Origin of the sequence: Roseovarius tibetensis, from assembly GCF_050896375.1 — a bacterium.
Taxonomy (GTDB): domain Bacteria; phylum Pseudomonadota; class Alphaproteobacteria; order Rhodobacterales; family Rhodobacteraceae; genus Roseovarius; species Roseovarius tibetensis.
Map to the genome: position 1 here is coordinate 32,976 of NZ_JBPBBB010000006.1, position 17,837 is coordinate 50,812.

14 protein-coding genes are annotated in these 17,837 nt (G+C 63.4%); 1 reads left to right on the forward strand and 13 read right to left on the reverse strand.

Going from position 1 to position 17,837, the window contains the following annotated elements; all coding sequences use genetic code 11:
* Positions 1-16: 16 nt before the first annotated feature.
* Entirely contained in the window at positions 17-1,135 is a 1,119-nt protein-coding gene (locus tag ACROSR_RS06170) for an aminodeoxychorismate synthase component I (RefSeq protein WP_432683139.1), read from the reverse strand.
* A gap of 235 nt (positions 1,136-1,370) precedes the next feature.
* Between ACROSR_RS06170 and carB the strand changes: the two genes are divergently transcribed.
* Positions 1,371-4,682, forward strand: coding sequence for a carbamoyl-phosphate synthase large subunit (carB, locus tag ACROSR_RS06175; protein ID WP_432683141.1), 3,312 nt, complete (start codon positions 1,371-1,373; stop codon positions 4,680-4,682).
* 397 nt (positions 4,683-5,079) lie between these two features.
* Here the strand turns inward: carB and ACROSR_RS06180 are convergent, their stop codons facing one another.
* The 12 genes from ACROSR_RS06180 to rplO form a co-directional block, all read right to left on the reverse strand.
* A complete protein-coding gene (locus ACROSR_RS06180; protein WP_432683143.1) occupies positions 5,080-6,777 on the reverse strand; it encodes an ABC transporter ATP-binding protein in 1,698 nt (565 codons plus the stop codon).
* Between the two features lie 5 nt (positions 6,778-6,782).
* Positions 6,783-8,021 (reverse strand): ABC transporter permease, encoded by a 1,239-nt coding sequence (locus ACROSR_RS06185; RefSeq protein ID WP_432683145.1) that lies wholly within the window; start codon positions 8,019-8,021, stop codon positions 6,783-6,785.
* Positions 8,022-8,034: 13 nt separating this feature from the next.
* Positions 8,035-8,991: an ABC transporter permease gene (locus ACROSR_RS06190; protein WP_432683147.1), complete on the reverse strand. Its 957-nt coding sequence runs from the start codon at positions 8,989-8,991 to the stop codon at positions 8,035-8,037.
* 201 nt (positions 8,992-9,192) lie between these two features.
* Entirely contained in the window at positions 9,193-10,800 is a 1,608-nt protein-coding gene (locus ACROSR_RS06195) for an ABC transporter substrate-binding protein (RefSeq protein ID WP_432683149.1), read from the reverse strand.
* Positions 10,801-11,017: 217 nt separating this feature from the next.
* A complete protein-coding gene (locus ACROSR_RS06200; RefSeq protein ID WP_432683151.1) occupies positions 11,018-12,325 on the reverse strand; it encodes a replication-associated recombination protein A in 1,308 nt (435 codons plus the stop codon).
* Positions 12,326-12,501: 176 nt separating this feature from the next.
* On the reverse strand, positions 12,502-12,921 hold the full coding sequence (gene rplQ / locus ACROSR_RS06205) for a 50S ribosomal protein L17 (protein ID WP_432683153.1): 420 nt from the start codon (positions 12,919-12,921) through the stop codon (positions 12,502-12,504).
* 137 nt (positions 12,922-13,058) lie between these two features.
* Positions 13,059-14,075 (reverse strand): DNA-directed RNA polymerase subunit alpha, encoded by a 1,017-nt coding sequence (locus ACROSR_RS06210; RefSeq protein ID WP_432683155.1) that lies wholly within the window; start codon positions 14,073-14,075, stop codon positions 13,059-13,061.
* A 114-nt stretch (positions 14,076-14,189) separates the two neighbouring features.
* Positions 14,190-14,591, reverse strand: coding sequence for a 30S ribosomal protein S11 (rpsK, locus tag ACROSR_RS06215; RefSeq protein WP_432683157.1), 402 nt, complete (start codon positions 14,589-14,591; stop codon positions 14,190-14,192).
* 15 nt (positions 14,592-14,606) lie between these two features.
* Positions 14,607-14,975, reverse strand: a complete 369-nt coding sequence (gene rpsM, locus ACROSR_RS06220) for a 30S ribosomal protein S13 (protein WP_432683159.1) — start codon at positions 14,973-14,975, stop codon at positions 14,607-14,609.
* Between the two features lie 265 nt (positions 14,976-15,240).
* Positions 15,241-15,819 (reverse strand): adenylate kinase, encoded by a 579-nt coding sequence (locus ACROSR_RS06225; protein ID WP_432683161.1) that lies wholly within the window; start codon positions 15,817-15,819, stop codon positions 15,241-15,243.
* Positions 15,816-17,192, reverse strand: a complete 1,377-nt coding sequence (gene secY, locus ACROSR_RS06230) for a preprotein translocase subunit SecY (protein WP_432683163.1) — start codon at positions 17,190-17,192, stop codon at positions 15,816-15,818. The genes ACROSR_RS06225 and secY overlap by 4 nt, the downstream gene beginning before the upstream one ends.
* Before the next feature lie 112 nt (positions 17,193-17,304).
* Positions 17,305-17,778: a 50S ribosomal protein L15 gene (gene rplO / locus ACROSR_RS06235; RefSeq protein WP_432683165.1), complete on the reverse strand. Its 474-nt coding sequence runs from the start codon at positions 17,776-17,778 to the stop codon at positions 17,305-17,307.
* Positions 17,779-17,837: the final 59 nt, after the last annotated feature.

Sequence of the window (17,837 nt, forward strand, 5' to 3'; positions counted from 1 at the left end):
CCTGTTCAGCCGGGCCTCAGACAAGGGCCGGGGCCAGCGCAAAGCGGGCTTTCCACAGCGCCTCTTCGAATTCGCCGGCCGCCGTGCTGTCATGCACCACGCCGCCGCCCACGTTGAGGGTCGCGTGCCCGTCCTCGACCAACAGTGTACGGATCGCCACGTTGAATTCCGCGCGCCCGTCGGGGGCGGCCCAGCCGATGGTGCCGCAATAGACCTCGCGCGGGGCCGGCTCCAGTTCGCCGAGGATCTGCATCGCGCGCAGTTTCGGCGCGCCGGTGATCGATCCGCAGGGAAACAGCGCGCGCAGAATGTCCGAAAGGCGCGCCCCCTGCACCAGTTGCGCCGAGATCAGCGAAGTCATCTGGTGCACCGTGTTGTAGGTCTCGACCGCGAAAAGTTCCGGCACCTTGACACTGCCCGGCCGGCTGACCCGTGAGATGTCGTTGCGCAGCAGATCGACGATCATCAGGTTCTCGGCGCGGTTTTTTTCATCACTTTGCAGAAAGCGGCGGCGGCGCGCATCCTCGGCCGGATCGGCACTGCGCGGTTGCGTGCCCTTCATCGGCCGGGTCTCGATCCGCCCCGTGGCCGTGGTGCGAAAGAACAGCTCGGGCGAGCGTGAAAGGATCGCGGGCAGGCCCTCGGCCTCGACAAGCGCACCGTACCGCACCGGCTGGACGTGCGACAGCATCTCGTAAAGGGCCTGCGGCGTGCCGGTGGCCGTCATCTGGATCGGGAAAGTCAGGTTGGCCTGATAGATGTCGCCCGCACCGATATAATCATGCACCGTCCGGAACGCGTGTTCGTATCGCGCCGCATCCCAGGCCGGTCGCATCTCGCCCAGCCCGGCGGGACCGGCGGCAAGCGGGCTTGCGGCGACGGGCGCGTCGTAGACCCCGAACTGCAAGAGCGGCAGGCGCTGCCTGTCGGTCAGCAGCGGCGCGAGGCGCGGTTCAAGCGCGTGACCAAGCTCGTAACTGGCGAAACCGGCAAGCCAATGACCGGCCGCGCGCGCGGCGTCCATCGCGGCAAGCGCGGCCGGCACCTCGTCGGCGTGACGGGCCGCGATATACCGCGCGGGGCGCGCAAACAGGCACGCCGCGCCATCGGGCCCATGATCGAGTCGAATCTGCACCGGACACCCTTTCGAATGCTCAGGTTAGACCTAGGCCAGACGGGGATAAAAAACACCCTCGAAAACGGCACCTCACGGCCGGCACGCGCACCTGTCCCCCTTTGCCGCATCCACGCGGACAGGATCGAACGGGACAGGCGATGCCCCCTTGCACCGGGCTTGATGATGGATATAACCCCACCAATTTGCGCACAGGACAGGCCTTGCGCGACCACAAAGCTGTCCGGGGACCGATATGCCGAAAAGAACCGATATCTCATCCATCATGATCATCGGCGCGGGGCCCATCATCATCGGACAGGCCTGCGAGTTCGACTATTCCGGGGCTCAGGCCTGCAAAGCCTTGCGCGAGGAAGGCTACCGCGTGATCCTCGTCAATTCCAACCCGGCGACGATCATGACCGATCCCGGCCTCGCCGACGCCACCTATATCGAGCCGATCACCCCCGAGGTCGTCGCCCGCATCATCGAGAAGGAGCGCCCCGATGCCTTGCTGCCCACGATGGGCGGGCAGACCGGCCTGAACACCGCGCTTGCCGTGGCGGACATGGGCGTGCTGGAAAAGTACGGCGTCGAGCTGATCGGCGCCAACCGGGCCGCCATCGAGATGGCCGAGGACCGCAAGCTGTTTCGCGAGGCGATGGACCGTCTGGGAATCGAAAACCCCAAGGCCACCATCGCCAACAACATGGACGAATGCATGGCGGCGATCGACTTTGTCGGTCTGCCGGCGATCATCCGCCCGGCCTATACGCTCGGCGGGACGGGTGGCGGGGTCGCCTACAACCGCGACGACTACATCCATTACTGCAAATCCGGGCTGGATGCCTCGCCGGTCAGCCAGATCCTGATCGACGAGTCGCTTCTGGGCTGGAAGGAATTCGAGATGGAGGTCGTCCGCGACAAGGCCGACAACGCGATCATCGTCTGCGCCATCGAGAATGTCGATCCGATGGGTGTGCATACCGGCGACAGCATCACCGTCGCGCCGGCGCTGACCCTGACGGACAAGGAATACCAGATCATGCGCAACGGCTCTATCGCCGTGCTGCGCGAGATCGGGGTCGAGACCGGCGGATCGAACGTGCAATGGGCCGTGAACCCCGAGGACGGGCGCATGGTGGTGATCGAGATGAACCCGCGCGTGTCGCGGTCCTCGGCGCTTGCCTCGAAGGCGACAGGGTTCCCGATCGCCAAGATCGCCGCCAAGCTGGCCGTCGGCTATACCTTGGACGAGCTGGACAACGACATCACCAAGGTGACGCCGGCAAGCTTCGAACCCTCGATCGATTACGTGGTCACGAAGATTCCGCGCTTTGCCTTCGAGAAGTTCCCCGGATCGCAGCCGCACCTCACCACCGCGATGAAATCGGTGGGCGAGGGAATGGCCATCGGCCGGGGCATCCATGAAAGCCTGCAAAAGGCCCTGTCCTCAATGGAGACCGGGCTGTCGGGCTTTGACGAGGTCGAAATCGAGGGCGCGTCCGACCCGGACTATGGCAAGGCCGCGGTCACGCGCGCGCTGTCGGTGGCCACCCCGGACCGGATGCGCACCATCGCGCAGGCGATGCGGCACGGGTTGAGCGATGACGAGATCGGCGCCGCCACGGCCTACGATCCATGGTTCCTCGCGCGAATCCGCGAGATCGTCGAGACCGAGGAACAGGTGCGCCGCGACGGGTTGCCCATGACCCAAGGCGGCCTGCGCCGGCTAAAGATGATGGGCTTTACCGATGCCCGGCTGGCACATCTGACCGGCCGCGACGAAGGTCAGGTGCGCCGGGCGCGGATCAATCTTGGCGTGCATGCGGTTTTCAAGCGGATCGACACCTGCGCCGCCGAGTTCGAGGCGCAGACGCCCTACATGTATTCCACCTACGAGGCCCCGATGATGGGCGAGGTGGAATGCGAGGCACGGCCCAGTGATGCGAAGAAAGTGGTGATTCTCGGCGGCGGGCCGAACCGGATCGGTCAGGGGATCGAGTTCGACTATTGCTGTTGTCACGCCTGTTTCGCGCTGTCGGATGCGGGTTACGAGACGATCATGATCAACTGCAACCCGGAAACGGTCAGCACCGATTACGACACCTCGGACCGGCTCTATTTCGAGCCGCTGACCTTCGAGCACGTGATGGAGATCCTGCGCGTCGAGCAGGAGAACGGCACGCTGCACGGTGTGATCGTCCAATTCGGCGGGCAGACGCCGCTGAAACTGGCCCGCGGGCTGGAGGCCGAGGGCATCCCGATTCTCGGGACCACGCCCGACGCCATCGACCTTGCCGAGGATCGCGAGCGGTTTCAGGCGCTGGTCAACAAGCTGGAGCTCCGGCAGCCGCAGAACGGCATCGCCAGCAGCGACCGGCAGGCGCTGGACATCGCCGACAGCATCGGGTTTCCGCTGGTGATCCGCCCGTCCTACGTGCTGGGCGGCCGCGCCATGGAGATCGTGCGCGACATGGCGCATCTGGAACGCTACATCGCCGAGGCGGTGGTGGTGTCGGGTGAAAGCCCGGTCCTGCTTGACGGCTACCTCGCCGGCGCCATCGAATGCGACGTGGATGCGCTCTGTGACGGTCAGAACGTCCACGTCGCCGGCATCATGCAGCATATCGAGGAGGCGGGTGTGCATTCCGGCGACAGCGCATGTTCGCTGCCGCCATATTCGCTGTCACCCGAGATCATCGCGGAAATCAAGCGCCAGACCGAAGCGTTGGCACGCGGGCTGCATGTCGTGGGGCTGATGAACGTGCAATTCGCGGTCAAGGGGGACGAGATCTACCTGATCGAGGTCAATCCGCGGGCCAGCCGTACTGTGCCCTTCGTCGCCAAGGCGACCGATTCCGCCATCGCCTCGATCGCCGCGCGGCTGATGGCCGGCGAGACGCTGGACACATTCGCCTATCGCGGCCCCTACCCGCGCGACACCCGTCCCGGCAGCCTGCCGATGGCCGATCAGATGACGCTGGCCGATCCCGACATGCCGTGGTTCTCGGTCAAGGAGGCGGTGCTGCCGTTCGCCCGCTTCCCCGGCGTCGACACGATCCTCGGCCCCGAGATGCGCTCGACCGGCGAGGTGATGGGCTGGGACGTGTCGTTCCCGCGCGCCTTTCTCAAGGCGCAGATGGGCGCGGGCGTGCATCTGCCCGAAACCGGCCGCGTGTTCGTATCGGTCCGCGATTCCGACAAGACCGCGCTACTGATCGAAACCGTCACGCTTCTGATCGATCTCGGGCTCGAGATCGTGGCGACGCGCGGCACGGCGGCGTTCCTCGACGAGGCCGGCATCACCTGCGAGATCGTCAACAAGGTCTACGAGGGGCGTCCGAACATCGTGGACATGCTCAAGGACGACGAGATCGCATTGGTGATGAACACCACAGAAGGCGCGCAAGCGGTCGAGGACAGCCGCGAAATCCGGTCGGTCGCGCTGTACGACAAGATCCCGTATTTCACGACGCTTGCGGGCTCGCATGCCGCAGCGATGGCGATCAAGGCGCGCGAAGAGGGGCCACTGGATGTCCTGCCATTGCAGGGCACGGCGGCCTGACCGCCAGTAGGGCACCGGCAAGACGGGTCGTTTTTAGACCATGACGCTTCGCTTTTGAGTGATATGCTCTACGCGCCGCATCGGCATGTCGAATTAACATGGAATGCGTCGCAATTCCGTGTTGCGGCGGCGGCAATTGTCCTTAAATGGCGGTTGTGACCGGAGGGCGGTCACCTTGCATCACCCTCATATCACGGAGGCTAGACATGACCCGCGACGAGCTTAACCGCGAACTGCGTATGCACTCGGCCTCCTGGCAGGCCGTCCTGATCGTCTATGGCGCCATCGTCGGAACGTTCGTTCTTTCAGCGATGGCGATGCTCTGATCCAGCACAGACCGCAGGCTTGCGCATGACGACGCCGCGAACGGGAATTTCCGTTCGCGGCGTCCGACATTTCAGGCCGACGTGCCAGTGACCTTGCGATCCTTCGTGCCGATCCTGGCGGCGGCCGCGTCGCCGACATTGTCCACCCCGCGTTCCTCCAGCAAGGTAGTCAACCAGTCGGGGTCCATTTCGGGCACGGAACTGAGCAGCAGATCGGTATAGGGGTGGTGCGGCGGCGTGAACATCACGTCCTTCGGCCCCTGATCCACGACCTTGCCATGCTGCATGACCACGACCTCGTCCGCGATCGAGCGCACGGTGGCAAGATCATGGGTGATGAACATGTAGGCCAGGTTCAACTCGTTCTGAAGGCGGTCGAGCAGGCGCAGGATGCCTTCGGCCACAAGCTGATCGAGGGCCGATGTCACCTCGTCGCAGACGATGAAGGTCGGCTCGGCGGCGAGCGCGCGGGCGATGCCGATCCGTTGCTTCTGGCCACCTGACAGTTCCGGCGGGTAGCGGTTGTAGTACTGCGCCGGCTCAAGCTCGATCAGGTCGAGCAATTCGTCGATCCTGTTTTTGAGCGCGACGCCCTTGAGGCCGGAATAGAACGCGGCCGGGCGTCCGATGATCTCGGATATCCGGACCTTGGGATTGAGCGCGGTATCGGCCATCTGGTAGATCATCTGCACCTGTCGCAGCTGATCCTTGCTGCGCTTGCGGTAATCGGCCGGGAACGGCTCTCCCTTGAACTGCACCTCGCCCTTCATCGGCGGCAGCAGCCCGGTGATGCACCGTGCCACGGTCGATTTGCCCGACCCCGACTCGCCCACCACCGCGACGGTCATCCCCTCGTAGATGTCAAAGCTGACATCATCGAGCACCTTCTCGCCGCCGGTATAGGCGGCCTCGACATTCTGCACCGAAATCAGCGGCGGTGTGCCATCGGTGGGCCGTTTGCGCTGCGGGCTTTCGAAACTGCGCACCGCCCAGAGCGACTTGGTGTAATCCTCCTGCGGGTGGTCGAGCATCTGGCGCGTTTCGGCCTCTTCGACCTCTTCGCCTTTCAGCAGCACCTTGATCGTGTCGGCCATCTGCGCCACCACGGCAAGATCGTGCGTGATATAGATCGCCGCCGTGTTGAACTCGTCCACGATATCGCGGATCGCCGACAGCACCTCGATCTGCGTGGTCACGTCAAGCGCGGTCGTCGGCTCGTCGAAGATGATCAGATCGGGGCGGCACGACATCGCCATCGCGGTCATCGCGCGCTGCAACTGCCCGCCCGACACCTGATGCGGATAGCGAAAGCCGATTTCCTTGGGATTAGGCAGGCGCAGCTTCTCGTAAAGCTCCATCGCGTCTTCCTGCGCCTCGAACCGCTTTTTCAGGCGGTATTGCAGGGGCGCCTCTGTGTGCTGGTCAATGATCTTGTGCGCCGGGTTGAACGACGCCGCCGCCGATTGTGCGACATAGGCGATGCGCGATCCGCGCAGCGCGCGGCGCTCGGCCTCGGACGCGTTCGTAAGCTCCATCCCGTCGAACTCGATCGTGCTGTCGACGATCCGCGTGCCGTCACGGGCATAGCCCATGCAGGCCGCCCCGATGGTCGACTTGCCGGCACCCGATTCCCCGATCAGGCCCATCACCTCGCCGCGATGCAGGGTCAGGTCGACACCCTTGATGATGTCGACCCATTGTTCGTCCGAATAGCCCTGGATCTTCAGGTCACGGATCTTCAGCAGAACGTCATTCTTTTTCTTGACCATGGCGGTTACACCTTCAAGCCGGAGGAACGGTAGAGCATCCAGTCCACCACGAAATTGATCCCGACGGTCAACAGCGCGATCGCCGCCGCCGGAATGAGCGGGGTCATGTCACCGAACGAGATCAGCGTCGCATTTTCACGCACCATGGACCCCCAATCGGCCGTGGGCGGCTGAATACCCAGCCCGAGGAACGAAAGACCGGCAATCAGCAGGAACACAAAGCAGAACTCCAGCCCGAACTCGGCGATCAGCGGCGCTGTCGAGTTGGGCAGGATCTCGCGGCGGATCAGGTACCATGTCCGCTCGCCGCGCAACTTGGCGGCCTCGATATAGTCCATCACCACGACATTGCCCGCGACCGCCCGCGTCAGGCGGAACACCCGCGGGCTGTAGATCACGGCGACCACCAGCACGAGGATGATCTCGGACGGGTTGAAGATCGTCAGCATGAAGCCTGCGAACACCACCGCGACCCCGGCCATCACCGCGATGCCGATGATCCAGCCAAGGATGCTGCTTTCAAAGATCGCCGAGACCAGCAGCAGCCCGACCGCCATGGCAAAGACGATGAGCAGCCAGAAGCTGGTGGTGGCGTTGGCCAGGTCGCCGCCGAAGATCGACAGCATCAGCAGCGCGAAGATCAGCGACGGGATCGACATGATGACGTCGGATGAACGCGCGATGATCTGGTCGAACCAGCCGCCATTGACGGCCGCCAGAAGCCCGGCGAGCGCGCCCAGGATGAAGGCCAGCACCGTGCCGGCCAGCGCAAGGGCCACGGTATTGCGCGCACCGTAGATGATCCGGCTGAACATGTCGCGGCCAAGCTGATCGGCACCAAGAAGCATGTCACCATCCGCCGGGGCAAAGGCCGACGAGATCACCTCGGCCTCGCCGAAGGGTGCGATCCATGGCGCAAAGATGCCGGCCACCGCATAGGTGAAGATGACAAACATCCCGAAGGCCGCGGTCAGCGGCGCCGTGCGCAACTCCTTGGCCATCTTGTGCGACGCGATGGCGATCAGGAACTCGCGGAAGGCGTAGGACACCATCGCCGCAAGCGCCAGTAGCCCGGCCGCGATCGCGATCCCGCGCAAGGCGACCACACCCCCGACGATACCGACGACAAACGACACCAGCGTCAGAGAGAACAACAGCAGGAACGCGGATCGCTTGTTGTAATAGGCCGCAAGGCACGAGCCGCCGAGAAGCAGGGAATAGTAGATTATGACGAAAGCACTCATGTCTCTGCCCCTCTCACTTGGGATGCCGCAGGCGCGGATTGGTCAGGATCGCGCCCACATCCGCCGCAAGATTGAGCAGGATGAAGGTCGCCGCAAAGATCAGGCAGCAGGCCTGAACCACCGGGAAATCGCGCTTGCTGACCGCGTCCACCAGCGCCTGGCCGATGCCGGGATAGACGAACACCACCTCGACCAGCACGACGCCGGTGATCAGGTAGGCAAGGTTCAGCGCGACGACGTTGATGATCGGCGCCCAGGCATTGGGCAGCGCGTGCTTGACCACGACCTTCCACGGCGGTGTCCCCTTGAGGCGGGCCATCTCGATATAGGGCGAGGCCAGAAGGTTGATGATCGACGCGCGCGTCATGCGCATCATGTGGGCCGTGACCACCAGAACCAGCGTCAGCGCGGGCAGGAAGGTCCGGTAGAGGAGATCCCCGAAATTCATGTCGCTGCTGAGGCTGGCAATGGCCGGGAACATGCCGGATTTGACCGCCAGGTACAGGATCAGGATGTAGCCCAGAAAGAATTCCGGGCTGGAGATCGCCGTCAGCGTGGCGACGTTGGCCACCCGGTCGAAGATCGTGTTGCGCAGCAATGCGACCACGATCCCCAGAATGATCGACACCGGCACGGCAATCGCCGCTGCATAGCTGGCAAGAAACAGCGTGTTGGCAAAGCGTTCCCCGATGGTTTCCGCCACGCTGGCGCCGGTCACGATCGAATTGCCGAAATCGAACATCACCGCACCGGACAGCCAGTCGAGATACCGGACGATGGCCGGCTGATTTAGCCCCATTTCCTCACGCAGAGCGGCCACGTTTTCAGGTGTCGCCCCCTGCCCCAGAACCGCCTGCGCGATGTCGCCGGGTAAAAGCTCGACCATGAAGAAGATTATTACGGAAATGACCAGCAGAATGACCAATCCGAGACCGAGCCTTTTGGCAACGAGCCCAAGGATGTCCCCCATCTTTCCCTCCTGTTGTGGTGCCCTGCCGACGTTATGCGGCGTGCCGTTTTCGGCGCGGGCGAACAGTCTTTGTGACGCGACGGTGGATTGTCAGGAAACCTGACCCGTCGCGCTGTCTTGGGCCGGGTCACGCATGGTCTGCGGCGACGCGGCCATCAAAAAAACCCGGCACCGTGTTCGGTGCCGGGTCTTGTTCTGGTATTAAGCGAACCACCAGCGGCTGGCGGCGCGCGCGCCGTCACAACTCCAGCTTGCGGCCACATCCTCGTGCCGCTCGACGCCCTTGCCACGGGCATAGACCCAGTTGTTGAAGAACGGGATCAGCGTGCCGCCGTCGTTGCGCATCAGCATGCACATTTCGCGATACATCTCGGCGCGCAGTTCCTGATCCAGTTCCCCCTTGGCCTTCAGAAGCAATTCGTTGAACCGCTCGTTCTGCCACCGGCTTTCGTTCCAGGCGGCATCATCCTTGTAGGCCAGCGTGAACATCACGTCAGGCGTCGGACGCGCGCCCCAGGACACCGTCGAGAACGGCTTTTTCAGCCAGACATCGGAATAGTAGCCATCGTTCGGTTCGCGCACCACGTTGATGTCGATGCCGGCGGCCTTGGCCTGCTCGGCATACAGCACGCACATGTCCACCGCCCCGGTATAGACGCTGTCGGCCACGGACAGGTTCACCGAAAGGTTCTCGTGCCCGGCCTTCTTCAAAAGCGACTTGGCCTGGTCGGGATCGTATTCACGCTGCGGGATGTCGTCGGGCCAATAGGGTTGCACCGGCGAAAGGTGGAAATCGTTGCCCTTGGTGGCCGCGCCGAAGGCGATCTTCTCGATGATCTCGTCACGGTTCATCGCAAGCTTCAGCGCATTGCGCACATTCACGTCGTCGAAGGGCGCGGTGTCGCAATGCATCGGCAGGGTGATCGCCCCGCCCGACGGGATATTGTCCACCTTGATGTCGGGGTTGCGCTGCAACAGCGACAGCGTCTTGAGTTCGATCAGCGAAACGCAATCCACGTCCCCGGTCACAAGCGCCGTCTGACGGGCGTTGGGATCGTTGAGAACGAGCATCTCGACCCGGTCGAAATAGGCGCCGTCAAGGTGCCAGCCGTCGTGGCGGTTCAGCGCCCACTGGATGCCGAAATCACCCGACTCGATCCTGTAGGGACCGGAGCCGTCGCCGGACTGCCAGTCGATCGTCCCGTCGCCGTTGGACGGGCAGATCGCAAAGTGGTAATCGGTCATCAGCCACGGCAGGTCGGCATTGCCACGCGTCAGGGTGACAACCACCGTGGTGTCGCCATCCGCCTCGATGTTCTCGACATCCGTCAAAAGCGCCTTGGCCGCCGAGGTCGAGCCCTCGCCGCGGTGGTGGTTCAGACTGTCGATGACGTCCTGCGAGGTGACCGCGCGCCCGCTGTGGAAGGTCGCGTCCGGGTTCAGCTCGAAGGTCCACTGCCGCGCGTCCGGCGTCGCCTCCCAGGTCATGGCAAGATCCGGCCCCAGCGAGTTGTCCGCCGAGATCATCGTCAGGTAGCTGCGATGCGTGTGTGCAAGAAAGATCATCTGCCGGGTGACGTACGTGCCCGGATCATGGGTGTCGCCGGTATTGCCGTCATGCACGCCCCAGCGGAAGGTGCCGCCGCGCTGCGGCGCGGCCTTGGCCGCGGTGCCCCAAAGACCGGTCGCGGCAGAGGCTGTCATGCCGGCGGCCGCGGCGTAATGCATGAAGGACCGGCGCGAAATGTCGCCCGTACGCGCCGCATCGGCCAGCTTGTCCAGAAGGACCTTGTCGGTTTTCTGTGTCATGAGTTATCCCTGTTTGTCATTTTGCTTGTCATTGGAGAGACGCGTTCCGACCCCTCTGCGAAAGCTTCCTTGTCACATGGTTCGGAAGACTGCTCAAATACGACATTTTACAGATTAAACACGAAACGGCGTGGCGTTCCAGATAATAATCCGGGTCCACCGGCGCCGTTGAATGCGCCGGATCGTCCCGCGTTTCGACCCACGGAACATGGCGCGCTCATTCGCGCGCCGCACGCAGCCGGGCGAAATAGTCCAGCCGTTTCTTGAGGTCGCGTTCGAACCCGCGCTCGACCGGCTTGTAGAAAACCGGGCGCGTCATCGTGTCCGGGAAATAGTTCTGGCCGGAAAATCCGTCCTCGGCATCGTGATCATAGGCATAGTCCGCGCCGTAACCCTGCGCCTTCATGAGATCCGTCGGCGCGTTCAGAATGTGCTTGGGGGGCGGTTCGCTGCCGGTCTTCTTGGCGGCACGCATCGCGGACTTGTAGGCGACATAGCCGGCATTGGATTTCGGCGCGAGCGCGAGATATGTCACCGCCTGCGCCAACGCCAGCTCGCCCTCGGGGCTGCCCAGACGCTCGTAGATCTCCCACGCATGCAGGCAGACGGTCTGCGCCTCTGCGTCCGCAAGCCCGATATCCTCGATCGCCATGCGCGTGATGCGACGCGCCAGATAGCGCGGGTCCTCGCCCCCCGTCAGCATCCGGGCCAGCCAGTAAAGAGCCGCGTCCGGGTCCGAACCGCGCACCGATTTGTGCAGCGCCGAGATAAGGTTGTAATGCGCGTCACCAGACTTGTCATATTGCGCCGCCCGCCGGGTCAGCCGCGCGGTCAGCGCCGCCCGGTCGAGGGGCGCGTCGGTTTGCCACGCCGCGATCTGCTCGATCAGGTTCAACAGCGCGCGCCCGTCGCCATCGGCCATCTCCAGCAGCGCGGCGCGCGCAGATGCGTCAAGCGGCAGCGCCCGCCCCAACGCGTCTTCGGCGCGCTGCGCCAGGTTTTCCAGATCAGCCCTTTCAAGACGTGTCAGCACCAGCACCTGCGCCCGGCTGAGCAACGCCGCGTTCAGTTCAAAGGACGGGTTTTCGGTCGTGGCCCCCACCAGCAGGATCGTCCCATCCTCCATATGTGGCAGGAAGGCGTCCTGCTGCGCCTTGTTGAAGCGGTGGATCTCGTCCACGAAAAGCAGCGTGCCGCGACCGTTGGCACGGCGGTGTTTCGCCTCGTCAAAGACCTTGCGCAGGTCCGAGACGCCGGTGAAGATCGCGCTGATCTGGACGAAATGCAGATCCGTCTCGCCCGCCAGAAGCCGCGCGATCGTGGTCTTGCCCACACCCGGCGGCCCCCAGAAGATCAAAGATGTCAACTGGCCCGTGGCCAGCATCCCGCCAAGCGGCGCGTCATGGCCAAGCACCTGATCCTGTCCGATCACCTCGGACAGTGTCCGGGGCCGCAGCCGATCGGCAAGCGGGCGCGGCGCGCTGGAGGGGTTTGGCGTGTCGCCGCTGTCAAACAGATCCGCCATGCATCAAACCTCCGGCTGCACGTCAAGGGGACACCCGCCCCGACGTATCCGCAGCGACCACCGTGATGCAAGCACCGCCCCGGTTTCTTCTTGGCTCAAATACCCCAAGACCCACGGATGCAAAAACCCCCGCCGGTGGGGCGGGGGTGCATCATGACAACATGTCACCATTTCGTTTATTCGTCGTCCGCCTCTTCGGCCGCGACGCGGGCCCGGTCACCGGCGCCCTTGGCATCGACATCGCGATCCACGAACTCGATGATCGCCATCGGGGCCATGTCGCCATAGCGGAACCCGGCCTTCAGAACGCGGACATAACCACCCTGCCGCGACGCGTAGCGCGGGCCAAGCACGTCGAACAGCTTGGCGACATGCGGATCCTGCTTGAGCTGGCTCGCGGCCTGGCGACGTGCGTGAATGTCACCGCGCTTGCCGAGGGTAACAAGCTTTTCGATGATCCGGCGCAGTTCCTTGGCCTTGGGCAGGGTTGTCTTGATCTGCTCATGTTCGATGAGAGAGCCGGCCATGTTCGCCCACAGCGCCTTGCGGTGCTCGTGGGTGCGGTTTAGGCGGCGGTATCCTCTGGCGTGACGCATTGTCTTTCTCCGTCTATTTTGCTTTGTCCGGCGGTCCGATGCGTGTCGGCCGCTCTCCTTGGGGCGGGATTGCCCATCTGGTCATGCGTACGCCGCGCACGCATGGTACGCGGCTTGTGTACGCGATCTCGGACGCCTCAGAAGGCGTCTTCGAATTTCTTCGCAAGGTCCTCGATATCGTCGGGCGGCCAGTCCTCGACATCCATGCCGAGATGCAGCCCCATGCCCGACAGGACCTCCTTGATCTCGTTCAGCGACTTGCGCCCGAAGTTCGGCGTGCGCAGCATCTCCGCCTCGGTCTTCTGGATCAGATCGCCGATATAGACGATGTTGTCATTCTTGAGGCAGTTGGCCGAGCGCACCGACAGCTCCAGCTCGTCCACCTTCTTGAGCAGCAGCGGGTTGAATTCTAGTGCGTTCTCTTCGGCTTCGCGGCCGGCGGATTCAGGTTCGTCGAAATTCACGAAGATCGACAGCTGGTCTTGCAGGATGCGAGCACCGTAGGCGACGGCGTCATCGGGGCTGATGGACCCGTCCGTGTCGATCTTCATGGTCAGCTTGTCGTAATCCAGAACCTGCCCTTCGCGCGTCGGCTGCACGTCGTAGCTGACCTTTGTGATCGGCGAATAGATCGCGTCGATCGGGATCAGGCCTATGGGCGCGTCCTCTGGCTTGTTGCGATCGGCGGCGACGTAGCCTTTGCCGCTGTTGACCGTCAATTCCATGTACAGGCTCGCACCCTCGTCGAGATGGCAGATCACGTGATCCTTGTTGATGATCTCGATCCCGGCACTGTCCGAAATGTCTGCTGCCGTCACGACGCCCGGACCCTTGGCATTGACCGACAGCCGCTTGGGGCCTTCGACCTCCATCCGGATCGCGACGCCCTTGAGGTTCAGTACGATATCTGTGACGTCTTCGCGGACGCCGGTCACCGAGGAAAACTCGTGCAGCACGTTGTCGATCTGCACGGCGGTGATCGCCGCACCCTGCAGCGAGGACAGGAGCACGCGGCGCAGCGCATTGCCGAGCGTCAGGCCAAAGCCCCGCTCCAGCGGTTCGGCCACCAGCACGGCCTGACGCTGCGGGTCCTTACCCGGCTTGACGTCAAGCTGCGTCGGCTTGATCAGATCGGCCCAATTCTTGTGGATCATGCGTCCCTCCATTCCTGTTCTGCCTTCATGATCAAAGGCCCAGAACGCCCGAGGATGTAAAATGACGTAAACGGGACCGCGCAACCGCGCGGCCCCGCCTTTATACCTTGTGGATCAGACCCGGCGCCGTTTCGGGGGCCGGCAGCCGTTATGCGCCATCGGCGTCACGTCTCGAATCGAGGTGATGTTGAACCCGACCGCCGCAAGCGCGCGCAGTGCGGATTCGCGGCCCGAGCCGGGTCCCTGAACCTCGACCTCGAGCGAGCGCATGCCGTGATCCTGCGCCTTCTTGCCCGCGTTCTCGGCAGCAAGCTGCGCGGCGTAGGGCGTGGATTTGCGCGACCCCTTGAAGCCCATGGTCCCCGCCGAGGACCACGCGATCGCGTTGCCCTGCACATCGGAGATGAGCACCTTGGTGTTGTTGAACGACGAGTTCACATGCGCAACGCCGGTGGCGATGTTCTTGGAAACCTTCTTTTTCGTCGTCCGTGCGGATTTGCGTGTATCGCGTGCCATGTCGAATGCCCTCTCTTATTTCTTCTTGCCGGCAATGGCCTTTGCGGGGCCTTTGCGGGTACGGGCATTGGTGTGGGTCCTTTGACCGCGCACCGGCAGGTTGCGGCGGTGGCGCAGGCCACGATAGCAGCCCAGGTCCATCAGGCGCTTGATGTTCATCTGGGTCTCGCGGCGCAGGTCGCCTTCGACGCTGAAATTCGTGTCGATATGCTCACGCAGGGTGACGGCTTCGGCATCCGAAAGCTCGTTCACGCGGCGCGACTGGTCGATGCCGGTCGCCTCGCAGATGGCGCGAGCCGAAGACGGACCGATACCGGTGATGTAGGTCAGGGCGACAGGCACCCGTTTATGGGTCGGGATGTTTACGCCGGCAATTCGTGCCAAGTGTCTTTTCCTTTTCGTTGCGGTTCCGTAACGCCAGAACCTTTTTTCACAACGCAGGCCCGAGGCAAATCGCGCGCCGGGCCGCAGCTGATATCGGGATGTCGGACCCCGCCGGGGCATGCCCCGAACAGAATCGTTGATGACGACGAGATGTCACCGCCTAGGATCATATTCAGGTGGCGTCAACCCTTTTCGAGATTGACGTCATATCGGCGGTGTTGGGTCTGCCTGTGCGACCCCTTTTGTGTGCAACGGCCGTGCCGGCTCAACCATCCAGCGCCGCCGCGATGGCGGCCTTGACCGTATCGATGTCGGCAAGGCCATCGACCGGCAGCAACTGACCCTTGGCATGATAGTAGCCGATCAGCGGTGCGGTCTTCTTGTAGTATTCCATCAGCCGCTGGCGGACGCTGTCGGCATTGTCGTCGGCGCGGACGGGCTGCCCGGCGGCGCGGGCCTCTTCGGCGCGACCGACGATCCGGGTGACCAGCGTATCGTCATCGACGCGCAGCTCGATCGCGGCGTCCAGCCGTTCGCCCTGTTCGGCCAGAAGATCCGCCAGCGCGTCGGCCTGGGCCAGCGTGCGCGGGAAACCGTCGAAGATGAACCCGCCGCGCTTGTCGCCCTGCAATTTTTCGCGGATCAGACCGATCACGATATCGTCCGTCACAAGATCGCCGCGCGCCATCACGTCGGCCACCACGCGCCCCATCTCCGAACCGCTGTCCTTGGCCTCGCGCAGCATGTCTCCGGTCGAAAGCTGGATCATGTCACGCGCCTCTGCGAGGTGCTGTGCCTGCGTGCCCTTGCCCGCCCCCGGCGGTCCCAGAAGGATGATGTTCATCGGCGTCCCTTTCCGCTGCGGCCGGCACCCCGGCGGCCCTTCTTGCGGCCCTTGCCGCTTAGCTGCGATTTCTCGATCAGCCCTTCGTATTGATGCGCAAGCAGGTGGGATTGCACCTGCTGGATCGTATCCATGGTGACCGACACCACGATGAGCACCGAGGTGCCGCCGAAGTAGAACGGAATGGCAAACTGGTTGCGCAGAACCTCGGGCAGCAGGCAGACGGCGGTCAGGTAGATCGAGCCAAGGACGAGGATGCGATTGACCACATATTCGAGATATTCCTCGGTCCGCTTGCCGGGACGAATGCCGGGGATGAAGCCGTTCTGGTTCTTCAGGTTCTCAGCCACGTCATCGGGCTTGAACGACACGTTGAAGGTGTAGAAATACGTGAAGAAGATGATCATGCCCGCGAAGAACAACAGGTAAAGCGGCTGACCGGGGCCGAAATAGGCCATGATCGTGGACATGACCGGACCGGTCTCGGTGCCCGAGAAGGTGCCCAGAGTGGCCGGTAACAGCAGGAGCGACGAGGCGAAGATCGCCGGGATCACGCCCGCCGGGTTGACCTTGACCGGCAGGTGAGACGACCCACCGTCATAGACCTTCATGCCGACTTGCCGACGCGGGTACTGGATGTGGATCTTGCGCAAGGAGCGTTCCATGAACACCACGAAGCCGATCACCGCGATCACCATGACGATCACGCCGACGATCACCGCCGGGCTGATCGCGCCAGAGCGCCCGCTGGCAAAGAACTGCGCCAGCGCCGAGGGGATCTCGGCGATGATGCCGACGAAGATGATCAGCGAAATGCCGTTGCCGACGCCGCGCGCCGTGATCTGCTCGCCCAGCCACATCAGGAACATCGTGCCGCCCACCAGCGTGATCATGCACGACGCGATGAAGAACAGCCCCGGCGTCTGCACCAGCTCGCCCGATTGTAGACTGACGGCCAGCCCGTAGGATTGCAGTGTCGCAAGGCCGACCGTGCCGTAGCGGGTGTACTGGTTGATCTTCTTGCGCCCTTGCTCGCCCTCTTTCTTGAGCTGCGCGAGCTTGGGCACCATGGCCGTCATAAGCTGCACGATGATCGAGGCCGAGATGTAGGGCATGATGCCAAGCGCGAAGATCCCCATGCGCCCGAGCGCGCCGCCGGTGAACATCGACAGCATCCCGCCGATCGTGGCCTGCGCCCCATCCATGAATTCCTGCAGCGCCGCGCCATCGATCCCCGGCACCGGGATGAACGTGCCCAGCCGGTACACGATCAGCAGCCCCAGCGTGAAGAGAATGCGATTGCGGAGATCGGTGGCCTTGCCAAGCGCGGACCAGCTTGTATTGGCCGCCATTTGCTCTGCTGCAGATACCATGCGCGGGTCACTTTCATGTGGCAACGCCGCCTCGGGCTGCTTTCCAGCTCAGGCGGCGTCAAGAGGAAAACGTGAGGTGAATGTAAGCGGCGGACCCGCCGCTCACAACCTCTTATTCAGCAGCTTGCGCCGTCGCGACAGCCAACGTGCCGCCGGCCTTCTCGACCGCGGCCACGGCGGATTGCGACGCGCCGGTGACCTTCAGGTCAAGCTTGGCGCTGACATCGCCCTTGGCCAGAACGCGGATACCGTCGCGCTTGCGCCGCACAAGGCCGGAGGCGATCAACACGTCCTCGGTGATGGGCTGGTTGGCGTCGATCTTGCCGGCGTCCACGAATTTCTGGATCAGGCCAAGATTGACCACCGCGTATTCCTTGCGGTTCGGCTTGTTGAAGCCGCGCTTGGGCAGCCGTTGGTAGAGCGGCATCTGACCGCCCTCGTACCCCTTGATCGCCACGCCCGAGCGGGATTTCTGGCCCTTGATGCCACGTCCGCCGGTCTTGCCCATGCCCGAGCCGGGACCACGGCCGATACGTTTCTTCGTTTTTGTCGCGCCTGGATTGTCGCGCAGTTCATGCAGTTTCATCGTCGCACTCTCCTTGCCGGATGCGGCCCCCAGCGACGGGAGTGGCCGAACGCGGCGTG

Bases quoted from the DNA above. Each gene is read 5' to 3' on its own strand.
- carB (WP_432683141.1), top strand. From the start codon at position 1,371: ATGCCGAAAAGAACCGATATCTCATCCATCATGATCATCGGCGCGGGG.
- ACROSR_RS06180 (WP_432683143.1), bottom strand. From the start codon at position 6,777: ATGGTCAAGAAAAAGAATGACGTTCTGCTGAAGATCCGTGACCTGAAG.
- ACROSR_RS06185 (WP_432683145.1), bottom strand. From the start codon at position 8,021: ATGAGTGCTTTCGTCATAATCTACTATTCCCTGCTTCTCGGCGGCTCG.
- ACROSR_RS06190 (WP_432683147.1), bottom strand. From the start codon at position 8,991: ATGGGGGACATCCTTGGGCTCGTTGCCAAAAGGCTCGGTCTCGGATTG.
- ACROSR_RS06195 (WP_432683149.1), bottom strand. From the start codon at position 10,800: ATGACACAGAAAACCGACAAGGTCCTTCTGGACAAGCTGGCCGATGCG.
- ACROSR_RS06200 (WP_432683151.1), bottom strand. From the start codon at position 12,325: ATGGCGGATCTGTTTGACAGCGGCGACACGCCAAACCCCTCCAGCGCG.
- rplQ (WP_432683153.1), bottom strand. From the start codon at position 12,921: ATGCGTCACGCCAGAGGATACCGCCGCCTAAACCGCACCCACGAGCAC.
- ACROSR_RS06210 (WP_432683155.1), bottom strand. From the start codon at position 14,075: ATGATCCACAAGAATTGGGCCGATCTGATCAAGCCGACGCAGCTTGAC.
- rpsK (WP_432683157.1), bottom strand. From the start codon at position 14,591: ATGGCACGCGATACACGCAAATCCGCACGGACGACGAAAAAGAAGGTT.
- ACROSR_RS06225 (WP_432683161.1), bottom strand. From the start codon at position 15,819: ATGAACATCATCCTTCTGGGACCGCCGGGGGCGGGCAAGGGCACGCAG.
- secY (WP_432683163.1), bottom strand. From the start codon at position 17,192: ATGGTATCTGCAGCAGAGCAAATGGCGGCCAATACAAGCTGGTCCGCG.
- rplO (WP_432683165.1), bottom strand. From the start codon at position 17,778: ATGAAACTGCATGAACTGCGCGACAATCCAGGCGCGACAAAAACGAAG.